This is a genomic window from Sphingobium sp. SCG-1, assembly GCF_002953135.1.
Lineage (GTDB): Bacteria > Pseudomonadota > Alphaproteobacteria > Sphingomonadales > Sphingomonadaceae > Sphingobium.
In genome coordinates this window covers 1,792,517-1,813,231 of the sequence record NZ_CP026372.1, presented here as the reverse complement: position 1 = coordinate 1,813,231, position 20,715 = coordinate 1,792,517, and the positions used below count along the sequence as shown (strand labels likewise).

General features: G+C 57.2%; 21 protein-coding genes. 8 read left to right on the top strand and 13 right to left on the bottom strand.

Annotated elements, in window-relative coordinates; genetic code table 11:
* Window positions 1-15 precede the first annotated feature (15 nt).
* From C1T17_RS08305 to C1T17_RS08280, 6 genes are all read right to left on the bottom strand, one after another.
* Complete coding sequence (locus tag C1T17_RS08305; RefSeq protein WP_104953049.1) at window positions 16-555, bottom strand: nuclear transport factor 2 family protein; 540 nt, start codon at window positions 553-555, stop codon at window positions 16-18.
* Window positions 552-1,745, bottom strand: a complete 1,194-nt coding sequence (locus C1T17_RS08300) for a cytochrome P450 (protein ID WP_104953048.1) — start codon at window positions 1,743-1,745, stop codon at window positions 552-554. Before C1T17_RS08300 ends, C1T17_RS08305 begins: the two co-directional genes overlap by 4 nt.
* Before the next feature lie 30 nt (window positions 1,746-1,775).
* On the bottom strand, window positions 1,776-2,168 hold the full coding sequence (locus C1T17_RS08295; RefSeq protein ID WP_104953047.1) for a nuclear transport factor 2 family protein: 393 nt from the start codon (window positions 2,166-2,168) through the stop codon (window positions 1,776-1,778).
* Between the two features lie 107 nt (window positions 2,169-2,275).
* On the bottom strand, window positions 2,276-2,731 hold the full coding sequence (locus tag C1T17_RS08290; RefSeq protein WP_104953046.1) for an SRPBCC family protein: 456 nt from the start codon (window positions 2,729-2,731) through the stop codon (window positions 2,276-2,278).
* A 12-nt stretch (window positions 2,732-2,743) separates the two neighbouring features.
* The gene (locus C1T17_RS08285) at window positions 2,744-3,508 is read right to left on the bottom strand and encodes an SDR family NAD(P)-dependent oxidoreductase (RefSeq protein WP_104953045.1); all 765 of its coding nucleotides are present in this window, start codon (window positions 3,506-3,508) and stop codon (window positions 2,744-2,746) included.
* Complete coding sequence (locus C1T17_RS08280; protein WP_104953044.1) at window positions 3,508-5,739, bottom strand: TonB-dependent receptor; 2,232 nt, start codon at window positions 5,737-5,739, stop codon at window positions 3,508-3,510. The genes C1T17_RS08285 and C1T17_RS08280 overlap by 1 nt, the downstream gene beginning before the upstream one ends.
* 433 nt (window positions 5,740-6,172) lie before the next feature.
* On the opposite strand from C1T17_RS08280, the gene C1T17_RS08275 reads away from it, so the two are divergent.
* The 6 genes from C1T17_RS08275 to C1T17_RS08250 are packed head-to-tail and all read left to right on the top strand — an operon-like array spanning window position 6,173 to window position 11,387.
* Window positions 6,173-7,669: a 2-hydroxymuconic semialdehyde dehydrogenase gene (locus tag C1T17_RS08275; protein ID WP_104955088.1), complete on the top strand. Its 1,497-nt coding sequence runs from the start codon at window positions 6,173-6,175 to the stop codon at window positions 7,667-7,669.
* Window positions 7,670-7,681: 12 nt separating this feature from the next.
* Window positions 7,682-8,215, top strand: coding sequence for a VOC family protein (locus C1T17_RS08270; RefSeq protein ID WP_104953043.1), 534 nt, complete (start codon window positions 7,682-7,684; stop codon window positions 8,213-8,215).
* Between the two features lies 1 nt (window position 8,216).
* Window positions 8,217-9,122 (top strand): VOC family protein, encoded by a 906-nt coding sequence (locus C1T17_RS08265; RefSeq protein ID WP_104953042.1) that lies wholly within the window; start codon window positions 8,217-8,219, stop codon window positions 9,120-9,122.
* A gap of 13 nt (window positions 9,123-9,135) precedes the next feature.
* Window positions 9,136-9,798 carry a class II aldolase/adducin family protein gene (locus C1T17_RS08260; protein WP_104955087.1) on the top strand — a complete coding sequence of 221 codons (663 nt, stop codon included), beginning with the start codon at window positions 9,136-9,138 and terminating at the stop codon, window positions 9,796-9,798.
* Window positions 9,799-9,800: 2 nt separating this feature from the next.
* Window positions 9,801-10,595 (top strand): 2-keto-4-pentenoate hydratase, encoded by a 795-nt coding sequence (locus C1T17_RS08255; protein ID WP_104953041.1) that lies wholly within the window; start codon window positions 9,801-9,803, stop codon window positions 10,593-10,595.
* 30 nt (window positions 10,596-10,625) lie between these two features.
* Window positions 10,626-11,387, top strand: coding sequence for a 2-keto-4-pentenoate hydratase (locus tag C1T17_RS08250; protein WP_104953040.1), 762 nt, complete (start codon window positions 10,626-10,628; stop codon window positions 11,385-11,387).
* 221 nt (window positions 11,388-11,608) lie between these two features.
* On the opposite strand, the gene C1T17_RS08245 is transcribed toward C1T17_RS08250, so the two are convergent.
* The gene (locus C1T17_RS08245; protein WP_189338545.1) at window positions 11,609-12,511 is read right to left on the bottom strand and encodes a fumarylacetoacetate hydrolase family protein; all 903 of its coding nucleotides are present in this window, start codon (window positions 12,509-12,511) and stop codon (window positions 11,609-11,611) included.
* Between the two features lie 423 nt (window positions 12,512-12,934).
* On the opposite strand from C1T17_RS08245, the gene C1T17_RS08240 reads away from it, so the two are divergent.
* Entirely contained in the window at window positions 12,935-15,025 is a 2,091-nt protein-coding gene (locus tag C1T17_RS08240) for a TonB-dependent siderophore receptor (protein WP_104953038.1), read from the top strand.
* A gap of 176 nt (window positions 15,026-15,201) precedes the next feature.
* Here the strand turns inward: C1T17_RS08240 and C1T17_RS08235 are convergent, their stop codons facing one another.
* From C1T17_RS08235 to ahpC, 4 genes are all read right to left on the bottom strand, one after another.
* Entirely contained in the window at window positions 15,202-15,621 is a 420-nt protein-coding gene (locus tag C1T17_RS08235) for a response regulator (protein WP_262982734.1), read from the bottom strand.
* 48 nt (window positions 15,622-15,669) lie between these two features.
* Window positions 15,670-16,779, bottom strand: a complete 1,110-nt coding sequence (locus C1T17_RS08230) for a histidine kinase dimerization/phosphoacceptor domain -containing protein (protein ID WP_104953036.1) — start codon at window positions 16,777-16,779, stop codon at window positions 15,670-15,672.
* Window positions 16,780-16,903: 124 nt separating this feature from the next.
* Complete coding sequence (ahpF, locus tag C1T17_RS08225) at window positions 16,904-18,505, bottom strand: alkyl hydroperoxide reductase subunit F (RefSeq protein ID WP_104953035.1); 1,602 nt, start codon at window positions 18,503-18,505, stop codon at window positions 16,904-16,906.
* A 102-nt stretch (window positions 18,506-18,607) separates the two neighbouring features.
* Window positions 18,608-19,171: an alkyl hydroperoxide reductase subunit C gene (ahpC, locus tag C1T17_RS08220; RefSeq protein ID WP_104953034.1), complete on the bottom strand. Its 564-nt coding sequence runs from the start codon at window positions 19,169-19,171 to the stop codon at window positions 18,608-18,610.
* 274 nt (window positions 19,172-19,445) lie between these two features.
* Here ahpC and C1T17_RS08215 point away from each other — a divergent pair, with 274 nt between their 5' ends.
* A complete protein-coding gene (locus C1T17_RS08215; RefSeq protein ID WP_104953033.1) occupies window positions 19,446-19,751 on the top strand; it encodes a glycine zipper 2TM domain-containing protein in 306 nt (101 codons plus the stop codon).
* A gap of 83 nt (window positions 19,752-19,834) precedes the next feature.
* On the opposite strand, the gene C1T17_RS08210 is transcribed toward C1T17_RS08215, so the two are convergent.
* Together C1T17_RS08210 and C1T17_RS08205 are read right to left on the bottom strand one after the other, a co-directional pair.
* Window positions 19,835-20,113 (bottom strand): hypothetical protein, encoded by a 279-nt coding sequence (locus C1T17_RS08210; RefSeq protein ID WP_104953032.1) that lies wholly within the window; start codon window positions 20,111-20,113, stop codon window positions 19,835-19,837.
* A 146-nt stretch (window positions 20,114-20,259) separates the two neighbouring features.
* Window positions 20,260-20,667 (bottom strand): EVE domain-containing protein, encoded by a 408-nt coding sequence (locus tag C1T17_RS08205; RefSeq protein WP_104953031.1) that lies wholly within the window; start codon window positions 20,665-20,667, stop codon window positions 20,260-20,262.
* Window positions 20,668-20,715: the final 48 nt, after the last annotated feature.

Below are 20,715 nucleotides of genomic sequence, written 5' to 3'. Positions count from 1 at the left end.
TTATGCTGCGCAACGCTACCAGATCTTCAGGGCGTTGATTGCCGCATCGCGATTAGCCGTACAGAAAACCAAATTCATATTTTCCGCCAGTTTCGGTTCGCTCATGTCGAACATCGCGTTGTTCCCTGAAACCCACTGAAAATCATGCTTTATCCGGGCGATCTTCCATTCTTCGCCTTGGCGGACGAAATGGACATCGTACCAACCATATTGATTGTATTCCGACGCCCCCATATCGCTCGCTTTCCAATGACGCGCGGTCATGTAGACGATAGCGAAAGCGCGATCACGCTCGACCTTGATATCGAAGTTAGTGAACACGTGATGTCGCCGCACGGGACTTAGGATCAACTCAGCAAACCGTGTCCAATCGTCCGCGCTGACCTGAATTTCATCGAAGGTCGTCAGCCGCTTGAAATCGACCAATATGTTGTCCGTAAATGTGGACCGATAGAGTGGCCAGTCGCCAATATCGAGTGCGCGCCCAAAATTAAGCATTGTTTTTGTTATGGATCGCTCGTCCCAAATCAGAGCGAGCTTTTCTTCGTCAGTCATACAGCCTCCACGATCAGTTTGGGGGTGAAGCGCACGTTCAGGGAGGGCAAGTAGCAATAGTCACCCCCGCCAAAGGCGAATGCCGGGGCCGGACCGTCCAGAGAGAGATCCGGCAGAGCATCCAACAACTCGTCCAGCAGAACGGTAAGTTCCATGCGCGCGAGAGCTGCGCCGGGACAGCTATGGATACCGAAGCCAAACGCCATATGCCGTGTGGAGGCTCGGCCGATGTCGAAGACATGGGGTCGTTCGAACTGCTCGGGATCGCGGTTTGCCGCAGCCCAGCCCATATAGATGTCGCGCCCTTCCGGTATTTCAGCGCCGTTCACTTCGATCGGGCAAGTCGTGCGACGGAAGAATCCATAGAAAGGCGGATAAAGACGCAATGTCTCCTCTACCGCCTGTCCGATGAGACTGCGGTCGCCTCTGAGCCGGTTGCGTAGTGTCGCGTCGGAAAAGACCGCCCAAATCAGGCTGGCCATGGCCGAACTGGTCGAATGGTGACCAGCCCCCAGAAATGCAGCGAACAGGACCACGAAGTCATCGTCATCAAGTGCCCTGCCCTCCACTTCCAGCCCAACAAGCGATGTCAGGAAATCCTCGCGCGGATGAGCACGGCGGTCGTGGACTTCGCCTATCGTCAGGGCGCCGAAGGCGGCCTGTTGCTGGCCGAACAGCTCCGGATCGCCCTGCGCCGCGAACATCTTGATGGCCGCATGCCTGATGGCCGGCACTTTCGCTTCATCCACGCCTACCAGATGACATATCGTTTCCGCAGGAACCGGTTCGCAAATTTGCTTTACGATATCGCAAGCGCCGGTCGGCCCTATTCGTCCAAGATGGCGGCGGATATCTGCCCGCACAAACGGTTCCATGCGTGCGTCCGTCCCAGGCGGCAACGCCTTGGAGAAGATGGCGCGCCACGCGGAATGGCGCGGCGGGTCCATTTCCAGAGCGGGGATCGGTTTTCGCGGCAGCATCGGCCGCAACACCTGCGGTTCCGAAGAAAAGCGGCGATGATCGGCCATTGCTTTCCGCACTGCCTTATAGTCCAGCAGCAAAGTGAACCCGTCATGTGCCTCACTGTGTACTACAGGGCAGCCGCGCGCCGCTTCGAACAGGGCCAGGCTCTCGGCGGGAGTGGCGGAGTAGCAACTCCAGTCTCCAAACCCCTCGGTCGTCTTGTTCATCTTCGAACTTCCTTAGCGCTGACCTTGCTATCACGCGTCCCAGCGGCGATCGCTTTCCAGCGCGGAGGCGAACACCTCACTCTGATCCAAATAGGCGCGCTGTTCACACAGTAGACGTCCCCGTGTGCGGATAACGTCACAACAGGGCACGGTGACGACCTTGCCATCCAATCGCTCGTAATCGACGTTGGCTTCCACGAAGATCAGATCGTCGCTTTCGGTAATTCGCCAGATATTGTGGCGCAGGCGACCGATCATCTTCCAGAAATGCAGGACCACTGTGCGGGCATCGTCTTTACCGATCACCGGCGGCCGTGCGCCGAAGACGAACTTGTGGTCATTGGTCAGCATGTTGACGAAGCCATCAATGTCTTTCCGGTCGACGGCGCGAAACCGCTCCAAGACCCAATGATCTGCGACCATCTTCCTCTCCCTTACTTGTGTTTTACGTCGTTAGGCGCTGCCCACCGGTGGTATTTGAGCGGCGCATTCCGTCTCAGTGCAAGCGGTTGGGCAGACTACGTTCGTCGTCAGATTTCCCCGTCCCGCACCATCTGGCGTACGCGATCGAGCGTGGCCGCGACCGCGCCGATATACGCGCCCTTCATCTCGTTACCCTTGGCCTTTTCGGCTTCCGAACCTGCTTCCGTATCGGGAAAGTTGAGACCGAAGGTGAAGGTTAATTGCAGCCCAGCGTCTGAATCCGAAATGGTGTTCTGAATAAAGCCGTTCTCGCCTACCCGCTCAAACTGCACCTGCACCGGCGCGTGCAGCAGGATTTCTTCACGATGCGAACTGCCTTTGAAGGTAACATCGCGAAGGATCATGTTGTCCTTTCGCTCGACAACATCGCACTGAGTCATGCCCGGCACGAAGGGCAGCGCATTTTCGGCCTTCATCTCAAGACCCCGCCACACTTGTTCGCGATCCAGCACTGGGTCCGCGCCCGGCGGATTGACTGGGATGGCGTAGGAGAGCGCGTACATAGTAGACCTCCGTCAGATAGAGAGATAGCCGCCGTCGACGGCAATAGTGGCACCGTTCACGAACGAAGCCTGATCGGACAACAGCCAGGCCACAGCGTCGCCGATCTCGCTTGGTTGGCCAAAACGGTGCATGGAGTGCCGGAGCTTCAATCGTTCAAAAATATCGGCAAGATGCACGTCTTTGCTTAACCGCTCGATCATGGGGGTCGCGGTAATGCCAGGTAGAATGGCATTAACCCGAACGCCGCGCGAGCCATAATCCGCACCGGCCGCCCGCGTGACGCCGACCACGCCATGCTTGGCCGCACAATATTCGGAGGCTCCGGCCAACCCTACCTGACCGAGCGACGACGCCGTGTTGACGATCGATCCCCCACCACCTGCAAGCATCGCCTTTACCTGATGTTTGATGCACAGGAATACCGCGGTGAGATCGATGCGGATCGCCAGTTCCCACTCTTCCAGGGTCAGCTCGTCGAGCGGCTTGTTACGCTGCTCGACCCCGGCATTGTTGAACGCCCCATCCACTTTTCCGTATGTGTCGACCGTGCGCGCGACAAGGGAAGCAATCTCCTGCTCGGACGCAAGATCCGCCGGTATGAAGATTGCTTCCCCGCCCCCCCGGCGCACAGCATCGGCCGCTGCCTCGCCAGCTTCCCGATTATTGTCACTGAGCACAAGGCGGGCGCCTGCCGCGGCGAGCACCTGCGCCGCCGCGGCACCGATGCCGCCCCCTGCGCCCGTCACGATCAGCGATTTGCCGTCGAGCGTGCCCATCAGAACTTGAACCCTGCACGCAGGCCGTAAGTCCGTGGCGAGTCAAGATAGGCAGTGGCAGGACCAGGGATACCGGCAGCAGCAGTAGCCGCGATCACAACCTTATCGGTAAGATTGCGTCCCCAAATTCCGGCATTCCAACTACCGTCATCGGAGTAATAAGTGATCGCCGCGTTGACCTTGGCATAGGCATCCTGCCTCGTACCAGGATTGTGAACGAAATCTGCATACCAGTGGCTTTCATAACGCGCGTCAGCCTGAGCGCGAACATAACCAGACGTGAAGTGGAAGTCATGGCTGATACCGCCATTAATGGTCCAGTCTGCCGCATACGGGCCGGAGAGGCCATTATAGCTGACGCCACTGGGCGTAACAAAATCCTTGTTCCGGTTCTTGATGTAGCTGACAGAGAAGTTGATGCGATCGTCGGGCGTGGGTTGCCACAGAACGTCAAGCTGATTGCCGGGGATGGTGACTTTGCCAGCGTTGAAGATTGGATTGAAGAGCTTGCTGGCATCATAGGCCTGCTGGGCGAGGTTCCGGTATTCGGAAAAGAAAATCTCATCATTGATTTGCAGCGTATTGTCGAAGAACCGCGCCTTGAAGCCGCCGGCGATCGCCTTCAGCGTTCCCGTGCGGACACGGTTGGTACGACCGGGAAGGTCAGCCACTTCGTTGAAGGTCTGCGGCTGATAACCCGTCTGATACTGCACATACAGCATGATCCTGGGAGCGATATCGTACTGCGCGCCTAGCTTGTAATCGAAGCGCTTGATCGAGTCATTGAAGGTGTAAGGCGTTACCTGGTCGTCGAGCGAGATGCCCCGTGCGTTCGTGTCATCCGTGCCGTAGCGTGCGCCGGCAGTGAGCCTTAGCTGATCGGTCAGCGTGTAGGTTACTTGACCGAAAACAGCCGCGCCCTTCAGCCGGTTGCGCTGCACATTGCTCGAATGGAAAGGAAATGGCGTACCGGGTATCGCAGGTCCATCCGGTCCCATCGTCGTACCCACTAAAGCCTCGCCGCTCTGGACCGTGCGATAGCCATAAAGGCCCAACAGATAGTTTACCCGACCGACATCGCCCGCAAGCCGCAACTCGTGCGTGGTGGCATGATAGATGTCTTGCTTGTACGCGGGCAGTACGCCGAGCCAGTACACATTGACTGTGGAATTGAGGTAGAAATAACTTGGAATGTAGGTCAGTGTCATCCCATCGCCGAGCCGCCAATCTATTTGCGCGCCCGTCACCCAGTTCTTGTAATCCTGTGTGGATGGCGTGGGCTGACCAAAGGGTGCGGTAGAAGCCAGTGCTCCGGGCCGCAAATCGTCATAGGGATCGTCCCGCAGGAACGCGTTTTCGTCATACTCAAATCCCTGCAACTGACCATTTGCATCGTAAATCGCGCGTGAACCTTTATTCACCAGGTTCGACGTGTTGCCATTCTTTGCAGCCGTGTAGCCCCACAAGTAAACCGTCAGGTCGCTTGAAGGCTGCCACAAGGCGCTGATGCGGGCGGAAAAGTCTTTGCGCGAGTCCGACCCCGTTTCCATGTAGCCATCACGGTGCGTGTAATCGATTGCCGCGCGAATCGCGAAGCTGTCCGAAGCCGCAAGATTGCCGACGACCGTGCCACGATACAGGTCGTAATTGCCTGCTTCAAAGGTGCCGCTCACACTGTTCGTGAACTCAGGGCGGGCGAAGCTGACGTTGACTGTGCCGCCGATTGCGCTGCGGCCGTAAAGTGTACCCTGTGGCCCTGGCAGCGCTTCCAGTCGATCGATGTCATACAGCCCGACGCTGGTGCCTTCGCGCGGGATGAAAACGCCGTTGAAGTTGAATGCAACCGAGGGCTGCACGTTCGCAAAGTCGAGGTTGGAACCGACGCCACGCAAGAACACTTGCACGGTGTTGCCCTCCTGATGGAAGCGAGCGGCTGGGACGAGTTCCTGCGCGGCAGCAAGATTGGTAACTCCGCGCTGTTGTAGAGCAGCACCTGTTACGGCTGTCACGGCAGCAGGAATTTTCTGTAAGCTTTCACTCCGCTTTTGCGCCGTGACGACGATGTCAGCCAGCCCCACTCCCTGCTGGACCGGTTCGCCACTAGCATCAGTCGGTGCGGTCACATTGGCCGAATTCGCTGAGTCCGGAGCAGCCTCCTGTGCTTTTGCCGGAGCAATGAGCGCTGATATCGCAACAGTGAAGCCCAAGGCGGCTTTAACGGTAAGCTTCATGATCCTCTCCCTATATGCACGCTCGTTCACGGCGCTTTAAGTGGATACACCTTTTTCATGTCAGAGGATTTCTGTCAATAAAGGACTTATACACCCTTGACGTTTTCTTTATCTCAGTGTGGGAGCGCCCACGCTTACATCAGCGGCATCGCAAAAATTCTCGCATTTGCCTTAATAGTACGATTGTGAAACAGGCAACAAAGTGGATACACAAACTAGGATCGTTCGCGCCATCCCTATAGCGGAGGAATTGCGTTCACCGTATTACCGCCGCGCAGCCGGGCAGTTGCATTCAGGACGCGGCAGCATAACCAGCAAAAGCTTCCAGATTTTCTTAAAATAAGACGTAGACAACTTACTATTGTCGAAACTCAATATAGGACGTATACAACGTAAATAGAGTCGGTTGAGAGGAACCAAAATGGCGACCCAAATGGCAGAAACGCATGCTCATGGTCGGGGACCGCAAGCCAGCCCGACCCTATTGCGAAATTATGTTGGCGGCCGTTTTATAGATGGTGGACGTCCTTTCGACATTGTTGATCCCGCAACAGGTCGCGTTCATGCCATCGCCCATGAGGCCGATAAGGCGATCGTCGATGCAGCTGTAGCGGCCGCCCGCGCAGCAGTCGAAGGCGACTGGGGCAGCATGACGCTCGCCAAGCGGCGCGCCTTGCTGGTCGCCGTAGCCGACCGCATCGAACAGCGTTTCGACGATTTTCTCGAAGCCGAAATTGCCGATACCGGTAAGCCGTATGAATTGGCGCACCATCTGGACATCCCGCGCGGCGCCGCCAATTTCCGGGTCTTTGCCGATGCCATCGCCAACCTTCCTACCGAAACGTTTGAAATGGACACGCCGGACGGCGGTAAGGCGCTGAATTATGCGTTGCGCAAACCACTTGGTGTGGTGGGCGTGATCTCGCCGTGGAACCTTCCTCTGCTACTGATGACCTGGAAAGTGGCTCCTGCGATGGCTTGCGGTAACGCTGTGATCGTTAAGCCGTCAGAGGAGACGCCGTCCACGACCACGCTGCTGGGCGAAGTCATGAGCGAAGTCGGGATGCCCGATGGTGCATTCAACGTCATCAACGGTTTTGGACCCAATTCCACTGGTGAGATGCTGACAAGCCACCCCGGCGTGCGTGCGATCACTTTTACCGGCGAAACGCGGACAGGCGCTGCGATCATGCGCTCTGCCGCGCCGACCGTAAAGGCGCTGTCATTCGAACTGGGCGGCAAGAATCCGGCGATCGTGTTTGCCGACGCGGACATAGAAGCGGCGATCGGGGGATTGTCGCGCGCCGTATTCCTGAATACCGGTCAGGTGTGCCTTGCGCCTGAGCGTATCTACGTCGAGCGGCCAGTGTTCGACCAGTTCGTAGCGGGGATCAAAGCGAAGGCCGAAGCGCTGAAGCCGGGCCTTCCTCATGAAGAGGGCGTCAACTTCGGCCCGCTTATTTCCGATGAACACCGCCGCAAGGTGCTGGGCTATTATCAATCTGCGTTAGATGAAGGCGCAACTGTCGTTACCGGCGGAGGCGTTCCCAAACTGGCCGGAGAGGCAGCGGGCGGGTTCTTCGTTGAGCCGACGATATGGACGGGGCTGCCGCACGATGCAAAAGTATGCCGTGAAGAAATATTCGGACCCTGCGCCGCTATCATCCCCTTCGATACGGAAGAAGAAGCGGTTCGCATGGCGAACGATACCGAATATGGCCTCGCCTCTTCGATCTGGACGACCAATCTTTCCCGCGCGCACCGCGTCGGCAAGGTCATGGAAGTGGGCATTTCTTGGGTAAACTGCTGGTTCTTGCGCGATTTGCGTACGCCGTTCGGAGGTTCCAAGATGTCCGGCGTCGGCCGGGAAGGCGGGGAGCACTCGATCAACTTCTATTCCGAGCCGACCAACATCTGCATCAAGCTCTAGGAGAGTAACGCAATGGCGACGATCACCGAAGCGGAGACAGGCGATACCGTCAAGCTGACGCCTGTGCTCAAGACCGTTCTTTATTCGCATGCCACGCTCGAATGTCGTGACATTGCGCGCACCCGTGCGTTCTTCGAGGAGTTCCTCGGTTTCGAGACCGTCCAGATGGCGGCAGTGTCGTTCTGGGCGCGCAAGGGTGGCGATCAGATCATCGTGGTCGTACAGAGTCCGTCCAAGAATAAGGAAACGATGCCGTTCCTTAATCATAATGGCCTCGACGTCGGTACCGATACCGAGGTCGATGAAGCTTATGACGTGGTAAGGCGCGACGCTGAGAAGTGGGGCTTACACAAGATCACGAAGCCTGTCGTTCAGCATGGCACCTATTGCTTCTATTTCTGGGATATGGACGACAATGCGTGGGAGATACTTTCCAATCCTCCAGGCGGTTATTCCTGGGGATTCAAGCTTGGCGATCAGGAAGGCGTCGGCCATATGAGCCGCAAGTTCAAGCGCCCCGACACGACGTCGGTCGAGGAGAACTGACATGGGCGCCGATCTGCACGATATCAGCTATGTCCGGATCGGGTCCGAAGATATCGAAGAAAGCGTCCGTTTTGCCACGAAGATACTTGGTCTGGAACTGGTCGGCCGCGAAGCGGACGCGGCGTATCTACGCGGCGACAATCGGGATCATAATGTCGTCTATACCAGGGGCGCTCGATCGGGCCATGTGGTAGGCTTCGAACTGCCGACGATGAAGGCTTTGGATGATGCTGCGGCTCTCTTCGAGCGGGCTGGAGTTGCAGTACGTCATGGGACAATGGACGAGCATGAGCAACGCCGGGTAAAGGGGCTCATCACTATTCAAGACCCGACTGGGAACGTGATCGATCTCGTGGCGCGGCCCGCCGCCAGTGGATCGCGCTATTATGGCACGCGTGACGCAGGGATCACTTCGTTCAGCCACATTGGCCTGCGCACTGCCTCTCCCAAGGCGGACGAGGATTTCTGGACATCAATGCTCAGCGCCAAGGTCAGCGACTGGATCGGCGATGCGGCGCTGCTGCGGATCGACGATGTCCATCACAAGATCGCGCTGTTCCCTTCCACTTTTGCAGGCATTCAGCACGTCAATTTTCAGGTCGAGAGTCAGGACGACATCATGCGGTCGTTCTATTTTCTGCAGAAGAACAATGTGAAGATCGTGTTCGGCCCCGGCCGTCACCCCACATCGGGAGCAAGGTTCCTCTACTTCCAAGGGCCAGACGACATGATCTACGAATATTCGACGGGCGTGCGCATGATTACCGAAGAAGACGAAAAGACATACGTGCCGCGTCAGTTTCCGAAAGCGGCGTCGAGTTTCTGCATGTGGGGTTCCGAACCGGACATCCCCGAGTTCCGCGTCCAGCCGGAGTCCGCAAAGCCCGGCTTCGTCCGTGCCGCCTGATCCTGCGCGAACGATGCGGCTGGCGGCGCGAGCGATGGGCCGTCATGACCTAGCACATGCGTACGGTCATGTGAGCATCCGTCTCGACCATACCCATTTCCTTGCCTCGCCGGCCATGCCTCTGAGCTTGGTGGGCGAGGATGAAGCAGGCGTGGAAGTGTCGTTGGACGAAGACTTGCCTGCCGGAGCGTTGCCGGAAGTTCGTATTCACCGCGAAATCTATCGTCGGCGGCCGGACATCGGTGGCATCGTGCGCGTGCAATCCCCAGCGGTTATTGCGCTATCCGCTCTCGGGAAGACGCCGCGCGCGCTGCATGGGCTCGGCACCTATTTCGCTCCGGCGCCTCCATTTTGGCCGTCGGTCGCGCTCCTCCGCGATGACGCTTCGGCGGCTCAGGTCGCGGAGCTTCTCGGGAACGCCAGTGCGATTGTGCTTGCTGGAAACGGCGAAGTCACGGCCGGTGAGACATTGGAAGAAGCGGCGGCGTTGGCCTTTTTCCTGGAAGACGCCGCGCGGCTGGAGCTTGCATTGCTTCCTGCCCAAGCGGCCGGGCTAAACCCGCGAGAGTACACGCCGGAAGAGGTCTCGCGCCGTGCGGTAAAAGCGGGCGCTCTATTTGAGCGTATGTGGCAATATCTTTGTTTCGGAGATCCTGAATGGCAAGCCAACAGTTGACCATGGACAGAGTTGGCGCGGAGGTGGAGAGTCATGCAGCGCGACTGCGGGATTGCTATGGCAGCAGCCAGGCTATTCCGCCAATCAGTGCCGATTGGCCCGGCGCGACAATCGCTGATGCTTATGCCATTCAAGCCGCAAACACGGCGCAATGGGAAGCGGAAGGGCGTCATGTCGTTGGAGCAAAGATCGGCCTCACAGCAAAAACGGTCCAAGCTCAGCTCGGCGTCGATCAGCCGGATACCGGGATTCTGTTTGCTGATATGGCCGTAAATGACGGAGACACTGTGGCGCCAGGCCGGTTGCTCCAGCCTAAGGTCGAGGCAGAGATCGCTTTCGTGCTGAGGCGCACACCGGATGCCCACCGCCTCACCACTGCCGAACTGATCGACAGCATCGCTTATGCCCTCCCCGCGATAGAGGTAGTCGACAGCCGTATTGCTAATTGGAAAATCGGCATCGTCGATACGATCGCTGACAATGCATCGTCCGGCCTTTTCGTATTGGGCACGACGCCAGTGCGACTGGCTGATCTAGATCTCAGACTATGCGGCATGGTGCTTGAGAAGAACGGCGAACAGGTGTCCTTTGGTGCCGGAGCAGCGTGCCTTGGTAATCCTCTTCATGCTTTGGGATGGTTGACGACCCGGGCAGCATCGGTCGGTCGTCCGCTGGGGGCAGGCGATGTCATCCTGGCGGGCGCACTTGGTCCCATGGTTGCGGTTGCACCCGGCGATAGCATCGAGGCGCGGATTTCCGGGTTTGGCACCGTCCGAGTTCGGTTTGGCGCCGAGTGACGTCAGCGCAAAAAGAAAAAGGGAACGTTCATGTTTGAAGTGATCGACATCGCCGCGCGCCTTGATAACGCCGCTCGCCACGCCAAGGCGACACCGCAACTTGAGCAGCCGCTGACGTTGGAAGACGCCTATCGCGTGCAGGCCGCTTCCCTCGGCCGCCGCTATCAGAGGGGTGAAAATCGCGTTGGTATAAAGATGGGATTTACCAGCCGCGCTAAGATGGCGCAGATGGGCATCGATGAAATGATCTGGGGACGGCTGACGGACCAGATGCTGGTGGAGGACGGCGGCTCCATCGACTTCGCCGCCTATGTTCATCCCAGGGTTGAACCTGAGATCGCGTTTCTTCTGAAAGCGCCATTGGCGGGGCGAGTTACGCCTGCTGCCGCCTTGGCGGCGGTTGGCGGGGTCGCAGCGGCCCTAGAAGTCATTGACAGCCGATATGAGAACTTCAAATTTTCTCTTACCGACGTGATAGCCGACAACAGTTCCTCTTCCGGCTTCGTCGTCGGTCCTTGGTCGGACCCGGCGCTCGACCTTTCCAACTTGGGCATGATCCTGGAGATCGACGGCGAAGCGCGGCAGATCGGTTCGTCGGCGGCAATCCTTGGCAATCCGATCCGCTCGCTGGTTGCTGCGGCGCGGCTGGCGGAGGGCGCTGGTGAACCGCTGAAGGCAGGCGATGTGGTCATGGCTGGCGGCGCGACTGCGGCGGAGCATCTCTCGCCGGGCAATCATATCCGGCTTGTGGTACAGGCGCTGGGCCGAGTGGAATTCAGGGTTCGCCCTTGAGACTGCATAACGGGCTGTGAGCATAAGCGGACACGCCTCGTTCAGCGCCGGTCCGTTCGTTCTGTCTTCCGAAGCAGCCCTCGCCGCAGCCTATGACCGTTCCCGAGCGGGTGGGACGGGCAGCCTCGATCCAATCCAAGCAGGAGTCCAAAGTGAGTGCCGCATGGCAGTTACGTCGTCCTTTTTCGACAGCGGCATCCGGCGTGATGTAAGTCTCGCGATTACACGATGTACGTGACGAGTTCGCCCAATTGGCCTATCACCACGCGAACCTCATCACCGCCGCTCAGATACTCAGGCGGCTTGCGCCCATGGCCGACACCCGCAGGCGTTCCTGTGGCAATGACGTCCCCGGGATACAAGGTCATGATCGAGGATGCATGTTCGATTATCGCCGCAACGCCGAAGACCATTTCGCGCGTGTTCGAATCCTGTTTGATTTTACCATTCACAGTCAATCTTACTGGCAAATCCTGCGGATCGGCGACAAACCGCGCAGGAACAAGGTACGGACCCATTGGCGCAAAGCCATCGAACGCCTTGTGCTGTACCCAATCCACACCAACCGGTGGTTTGCTGGCCAACCAGTCGCGTGCTGAAAGGTCATTAAAATTAAGATAGCCAGCGACATACTGTAGTGCTTGATCTGCCGTCACGTCTTGGCATTTCGTCGATATCACTACCCCCAACTCCGCTTCCCAGTCCATCATGCTCACCCGGCGCGGTACAGCTACGGAATCGCCGGTCCCCCGTACGGTATTATTGGTCGGCTTCAGAAAGCTGTATGGATAAGTGGGCGTCATTGGGATCGGCATTTCAGCGATGTGATCGTGATAATTGGAACCGATGCAGAGAATCTTTCCCGGTGCCGCGAGGGGCGCCAGCAACGTTGCTTCACCTACGGGCCCTCCACGAGAAAATGCGGTTGTATTGGCCTGCACGTAATCAGCAATCAGCGTATCCACCTCGTTCCATTGATCGAGAAGCGGCTGCAGGTCGGTAATTGTTTCAAATCTCTCGCCCAGCGCAGCGTCGACGGGAAGAAGTTGCCCATTATATTCGATAACGGCCTGGCGAGCACCATCCGTTGTTTCCGAAACCGCCAGCCGGTAAAGCTCACCCACATTCCTCTCCCTCATCATAACCTTTAAAAGCCTCATTAGTGGATGCACTATATGCTAGGTGTAAATATCACTATGCTCGGACGTGAGGTTTGTTACTACAACATCAAACACAGGCGTTCCACTGGCGAAAATATTGGATACACATTGTCACGATCGTGAACCGATGTCAAACTAGGACTTATGCATCTTATTAGCTGCTGTCGGTAACAGGTAGTCGCAGTACAACATCTCACTGGATGGGCCATCCACCAACACATTCAGCAAAGGCAATCTTGCGCCTTCTCGCCTGATGCGTTGGCCTCTTCCGGTCCCGGCCAAACCTTGCCGAATAAATCTACGCCCCATAAATGCTATTGATAGTTGATCGCAATAATATTAGTTGCGCTTCGCACGGGAATGCTGACAGGAACAAAGGGGCGTACAATGGCGAAGGTTGTCATGATGGCAGGATTGGTAGGCATATTGGCCACCCAATCCGCATGGGCTGAAGAAAGCGCACCGGTCGACGAAAGCCGCGACGCTATCGTTGTCACCGCAGCCAGTGCCGGCACCAAGACGGAAACTCCGTTGGTCGAACTGCCTCAGCCAATCACGGTAATCACTTCGGAGCAGTTCATCTCGCAGGGCGCCATCAGCATCAGTGACACGGTAAAATATGCCGCGAGTGTACTCGCCAACCCCTATGGGCGTGACACCCGCGTAGACGGCTTCAACGTTCGTGGTATCGACGCGCTTCAATTCCGTGACGGAATGCGCGACATTTTTTCCTATTATGCGAGCATCACTTCGGACCCTTATAATTTCTCGCGCGTGGAGATCGTGCGCGGCCCGGCCTCAGTGCTTTTCGGCCAAGGGTCCATTGGTGGCCTAGTAAACCTCGTTTCTAAAACTCCCGAGTTTAAGACCGGTGGCGAGTTTAACATCGGTTATGGCAGCTATGATCGCAAGGAAGCACTCGGTGACGTCAATGTCGCGCTGACGGACAATCTGGCGATCCGAGCTGTCGCCCGTGTTCGCGACGCCGACACCTATGTCGATCATGTGCCCGACGACCGCGTGATGTTCGCGCCCTCTATCCGCTGGCAACCAACACCGGACACGGACATTGTGCTGACCGGCCTCTATCAGGAGGACGACACTGGCTCCACCTCGCAATTCCTGCCGATCGTCGGCACCTTCCGTTCGAACCCTGCCAACCCCAGCGGCCGGCTCGATCCCTACACCTTTGTCGGAAAGGCAGGCTGGGACCGTTACAGTGGCCGTTCGTTGCAGGGCGGCGGATCAATCACCCATCGGTTCTCGGACAATATTCGCCTGAGCGTAAAGGCCCGCTATATCGACAGCGATCTCGAATATTTCACACATTACGCCGATAGCTACCGCTATCCCACCGATCCATTCTCAGTCTATGGTACGGACGGACGCACCATAGGTCTCACCGCCGATGCCAGCGACGCGCGGATGAACGTCTTTTCGACCGATAACAATTTGCAGTTCAAGTTCAACACAGGCGCTAATATCGAGCATGTTTTGCTCGTCGGCATCGACTATAGCTGGAACAAGGTCGGCAAGCGTTACGCTACTACGACGCCCGAAGTGGTCGATCTCTACGACATCGACTACGATGCATTGTTGACCTACGATCCTAGCGGCCCATTTGATTACGATTCACAGAAGCAACTTGGCGTTTATGTTCAGGATCAGATTCGTTTTTACGAGCGGGTCTCATTGGTTGTGGGCGCTCGCCGCGACCGCGTGACGTCTTCCGCAGGGAATAAAGACAACGCGGCTACCTTCCGGGCGGGCATCATCGGCGAAATCGGTGCAGGGCTTTCGCCCTTCTTCAGCTATACGGAGAGCTTCCTACCGATCGCCGGGGCCGACAGCGACGGCAACGCCTTCGAACCCCAAACGGGCACGCAGTTCGAAGCAGGAGTCAAATGGCAACCGGAACGCAGTACGCTGCTCACGGTTACAGCCTTCCACATCAAAGAGCGCAACCGGGTTCTATACCGTGCCAATAACGTCATTACGCAGTCGGGCGAGCTGACGACCAAAGGCATTGAGTTCGAGGCTAGCCACACCCTGCCTGGTAACTTCGAATTGCTGGCCAACTACGGTTACAACAAGCTCCGTTCCGAAGTGAACAGCAGCCTCGATTATATGCCGCGGCATATCGCGTCAGTGTGGTCGACAAAGACGTTCGGCCTGGCGGACGAAGCGCGGCTGCGGCTAGGCGCGGGCGTCGTGTACAGCGGCAAGAGCAAATCGACCGGTGCGCTTGATCCCTATGGGCGTAATCCTGCCATTCCTGCCGGGGCGCTTTATACGGTGGTCACGCCATCACGCACTACCGTAGACGCACTTGCCGAAATTAGCTGGAACAAATGGCGGCTCGCGCTCAATGCGACCAATTTGCTCAATAACCGCTTTTTCGCTTCGTGTCTGGCACGTGGAGACTGCTTTGTCGGCGCGCCGCGAAATATCATGGCAACTTTCGGTGTGCGTTTCTGACCCCTTATTTAAGGACAGCAAAGGATTCAAAGGACAGGAAACGGCATTTTGATGGAGTTGGTCGGGCGATATCAGCAAGCGCAAGATAACGCCTGACTGCGCGTCCCGGTCCATGGTCCAAATGCATGAACTCTAATATCCTTGGGCCTCCAGTAGTGCCTTGTATTATGGCTCTGTCAAGCTGGCGCCCAGCTTCGCTCGATCTCCGGTGATGCGAGAAAACTGGAGGGTTTGCGGGATGCCGGCGGCGGGTCGCAGACGCCCTCTTCAATGTAGCGCATCGCCGACATGAGTCCTGCCCGGCTGAACGGTTTAGGAATGACGCCATGCGCGCCGCAGAAGTGATCCGGTATCTTCTTGGGATTTGCCGTGACGAAAACGACTGCGGTGGACGCCCATCTCTCCCGTATTAACGCACATACGTCGAGACCGCTCGATCCTTCGTCGAGTTGAATGTCCACAAAAGCTACATCTGGCGCTCGCGCAAGCGTCAATGCAATCACTTCACGTAAAGAAGCAGCCTCTCCTATCACCTCATGACCGGAATCCCGGATCATTGCCTCGATATCCATCGCGAGCAACGCTTCGTCTTCCACGATGAGAATATTGAGCGGGGGTACACAGGCATGCATCGATTTGTGCCTTCAGGTTTTCGCAGGATCAGCGGGAAAAGTGACTGACGCGCGTGTGCCGTTTGCATCGCTATGCCATTGCGTGGTCGCCTTGATCTGGCGGGACAAACGCATGACAAGGGACTGTCCAATAGAGGCCGGAGGGCTGACGCTCTGATCGAACCCCGCACCATCGTCCTGCAAATTAATGATAACCTGCCCGTCCTTCTCCTTCACCGTTAGCGCGAGGTTTCCTGACCGGCCCTCTGCGAAGGCATGTTTCACGGCGTTGGTGATAAGCTCATTCAGAATGAGGCCCGTTGCGGAGGCCTTGCTTGCCGGTATCATGACAGGATCGGTATCAGCGATGAGGTTGATATCCAGCCGCCCGGTGGAAGCGAGTACGTCACTCGCCAAGTTCGCGGAGAAAGACCCGATGTCGAAGCGCGTGATATCCTCCGATTGATAGAGACGGCGATGCACGATGGCGAGGGCATCAATGCGCTCCAGCATGTTTTCCAACGCACGTTGCAGTTGGGGATCGCCCAAGCTGCGAGACTGTAGCCGCAACAAAGCACCGATCATCGTCAAATTGTTTTTAACACGATGATCGACTTCATGCAGAAGCAGGGTTTTCTCCTCCAGTGCCGCCTGCAAATCGGCGGTGCGCGCACGCACCTGTCTTTCAACTTCCATCTTCTGTTCCGCGATCTGACGCTGCGCGTCTACGCGATCAGTAACATCCAATTGTGAAGCAAAGAAGAACTGAAGCTCTCCGTCGTCATTACGCACCGGACTTATGTAAAGCGCGTTCCAGAACTTAGAGCCGTCCTTCCGATAGTTCAGAAGGTCTATGCTGATCGCTTCCTGCGCCTTCAAGGCCGCGGCTATCTTGGCTACCGCCTCACGGTTGCTATCCGGCCCTTGAAGAAAACGGCAATTGCGGCCGAGGATTTCATCAACTCCATAGCCGCTAAGTTTCTGAAATGCTTCGTTAGCGAAGACGATCGGGTTGTCGTCCTGCCTGGGATCAGTGATGACCATAGGCATCCGCGTGCCCCGGATGGCGGCTGCGAATGGGTCGCCACGGCCGCGCTCGTGCCTAACGCGGTCAGTCAGGTGCCAGTCGTCTATCTGCTTCATCCACGGCTCCGCTCAGCTAGGGAGCGGGAGTGCTCCGGCTTGAGTTAACATGTGTTACAGCGCGCCAATGGCCCGCCGGGTTCCGTGAGACCGACGAGCCATTGGTATTACAGCACTATATTTTTCAGGCAGCGAAGGCTTCCGCGGGTGCCTGTTCGCTGGTCGCGTCGGGCGCAAGGCGAATGAGGTATTCGAACGCGGACAGTGCTGCTTTCGACCCCTCGCCCATAGCGATGACAATCTGTTTGAACGGCGTTGTCGTTGCATCGCCCGCAGCGAAGATGCCGGGGATCGATGTGCCGCCGCGATGATCGACTTCGATTTCGCCACGCGGAGATAGCGCGACCGCATCCACCAGAAACTCGGTGTTCGGTACGAGGCCGATCTGCACGAAGATACCCTGCAAGTCGATGACATGCGACGTGTCATGATTGCGATCGTTGTACGTCAGGCCGATCACCTTGCTACCGTCGCCAAGTACTTCGGTCGTCAGTGCGGACGTGATGACCTTGACGTTGGGCAGGCTGAACAACTTGCGCTGGAGCACTGCATCGGCACGAAGCTGACTGTCATATTCGATCAGCGTGACGTGCTTGACGATACCGGCAAGATCGATCGCCGCCTCGACGCCGCTATTGCCGCCGCCGATCACCGCCACGTCCTTACCCTTGAACAGCGGGCCGTCGCAGTGGGGGCAGTACGCGACGCCAGCGTTGCGATACTCGTCTTCGCCGGGCACATTCATGTGCCGCCAGCGCGCGCCGGTCGATAGGATCACGGATCGGGCCTTGAGGGTCGCACCGCTCTCTAGCCGCACTTCATGCAAGCCGCCATCAGTCGCAGCGGGAATCAGCTTCTCGACCTTCTGGAGGTTCATGATGTCGACGTCATAGTCCTTCACATGCTGCTCAAGCTGCGCGACCAGCTTCGGGCCTTCGGTGTGCGGCACGGAGATGAAGTTCTCGATCCCCATCGTGTCGAGCACCTGCCCGCCGAAGCGCTCGGTTACTACGCCGGTGCGAATGCCCTTGCGCGCGGTGTAGATCGCCGCCGCCGCGCCAGCAGGGCCGCCGCCGATAACGAGAACCTCGAATGGCTCCTTGCCCTTCAGCTTTTCGGCCGCGCGTGCGACTGCGCCGCTATCCAGCTTAGCGACGATCTGCTCCAACTCCATGCGGCCCTGGCCGAAAGGTTCGCCGTTCAGGAAGATGGTAGGCACCGCCATCACCTTTCGGGTATCCACTTCGTCCTGGAACAGAGCGCCGTCTATCGCAACGTGGCTCACGCGCGGGTTCAGCACTGCCATCAGGTTCAGCGCCTGCACCACGTCGGGGCAGTTCTGGCAAGACAGCGAGAAATAAGTTTCGAAGGCATAATCGCCCTCAAGATTCTTGACCTGCTCGATCAGATCCTGCGCGGCCTTCGACGGATGACCGCCAACTTGCAGCAGCGCGAGGATGAGCGAGGTAAATTCATGGCCCATCGGAATACCGGCAAAGCGCACACCGATGTCGGTGCCGGCGCGGCGGATCATAAAGCTTGGCTTGCGCTTGTCGTCATCCTTGCGGACGAGAGTAGCCTTGTCTGTAAGGCTGACGATATCTTCCAGCAGCCCGAGCATTTCGCGGGACTTGGCGCCGTCGTCCAGCGACGCCACCAGCTCGATCGGCTGCGTGATGTTCACAAGATAGCCCTTCAACTGGGCCTTTACGTTGGCGTCCAACATCTCTCGAAACTCCGTTCAATTCGAGGCGCGGGGCAACACCCCGGAGAAGAACATATGCGTTCCTCTCCGGGCTGCCTGCGACCCTCGGGGGGTTAGCTAAATTTAGATCTTGCCGACGAGGTCGAACGAAGGCGCAAGTGTGGTCTCGCCTTCTTCCCACTTCGCGGGGCAGACTTCGCCGGGGTGAGCCGCAACATATTGCGCAGCCTTGGTCTTGCGCAGCAGTTCCGCTGCGTTACGGCCAACGCCTTCCGACGTGATTTCCATGAACTGCACGATGCCTTCTGGATCGACCAGGAAGGTCGCGCGATCGGCAAGGCCAGCACCTTCGCGCATCACGCCGAAGTTGTTGGTGATCGTGCCGCTGGCATCGCCCAGCATGGTGTATTCGATCTTGCCGATGGCAGGCGAGGTCTCATGCCATGCCTTGTGGCTGAAATGCGTGTCCGTCGAAACGCTGTAGATTTCCACGCCCAGCTTCTGGAACTCGGCATAATGATCGGCCAGATCCTCAAGCTCGGTCGGGCAGACGAACGTGAAATCCGCTGGATAGAAGAAGAAAACTGCCCAGTTGCCGCGGACGTCTGCATCCGACACCGTTACGAACTTTCCGTTCTTATAGGCTTCGGTCTTAAAGGGCTTCAGTTCGGCACCGATACGGGACATGATATCTCCAATTCATTGGTCTGGTTAAACGACAATGGTGATATAGGCCCACGCGATCGATAGGAGAAATTGCTTTTTCCTCGACGACAAATCGAAAATAGCGATCAAAATAAATCACGCCGATGCTTCGTCGATAAAAGCCACCATTCACATCAACGCGTGACAAAGTTTGTGCCCATTTATCAATCAACTATGTCGTTGTGTGACGTTCATGCAACCTTGCGCATAAGCGATGGTTCACTGACCGGTGTTGAAAACAGGAAGGAGAACTAACATGCGTAAATTGATGCTTTCGCTCGTAGCGGCTTCCATCGCGCTGCCTGCAACCATGGCATTCCCGACCGACAAGGCCGAGGCGCGCCGCGATCATTACCGTTACAAGGAATGGCGTGGTCGGGATGGTCGTACCTATTGTCGCAAGAGCAATGGTACAACGGGTCTCATCGTTGGCGGCGTAGGTGGTGCCCTTGCAGGGCGCGCAATCGATACGCGAGGTGATCGCACGACAGGCACAGTTCTGGGTGCGGCCGCGGGTGCGCTTCTCGGCAAGGAAGTCGATAGCAAGCGCCGTTGCCGGTAACGGTCGCGTATCGGCCTGAACAAAAGGGCGGCTCCGGATGGAGCCGCCCTTTCTGTGATTAGCAATTACAGGCAGCTATGTTATCAGTTTCCTGCTGCGCTCGCGCCACGTGCTTCGGAAAGATTGAAAGCTACTGCCGTTCCGTCGGAAATGCCGTGAACCTTGTCGCCAGCGACCTTTAGGTTGAAGGCCGTTGCACCAGGATATCGCGTACCGGTGATTAGCTTGCCATCTTTCGTTGGCTTCACCTTGTAGACATAGGTGTAACCTTCGTGGACGAAACGCTCCTTGGCCACATCTTCGGCCAGGGCGGGGGCCGCTGCAGCGATAGTGGCGGCAGCGAGAACAATTTTGGACAGCATTCGCATAGAATTTCTCCTTGGAATGCCCGACAAACACCTCTGTGAATATTCTGTTTTGTTGCCCTAACTACTATGTTGCGGTGCGGCATCGGGCAATCGCAAAGGAAGGCAACGCAATTGCACGTAACGCAACCGTAAGGATCAGCCTATTCTCCGGCTAAACGGAGGATGTGCCTAAACTCCTCAGGCGACACAGGAGCAACGGAAAGACGAGACTGCCGGATAATCGACATTTCCGACAAAGCGGGATCGCTTTTGATCGTCTTCAATGTAACAGGGCGTGGCAATTTGCGTATCGGAGAAACATGCACGGCCAGCCATTTGCCAGTGTCGTCCGTGCTGTCCGCCGTGGCCTCTTCCACGATCTCCATGACTCCGACTGCTTCAAGCCCTATGTTGCTGTGATAGAAGAATGCCTGGTCACCCTTACGCATCGATTTCATGTGCAGTTGCGCCTGATGATTGCGCACGCCGTCCCATTCGGCCGTCTTCTTCTCGACGAGATCGTCCCACGAAAACACGTCAGGCTCTGACTTCATCAGCCAATATTGCATCGCCGGTCCTGCCACTAGGAAACTAAGAAGATGTTGTTCCTTGCGCGA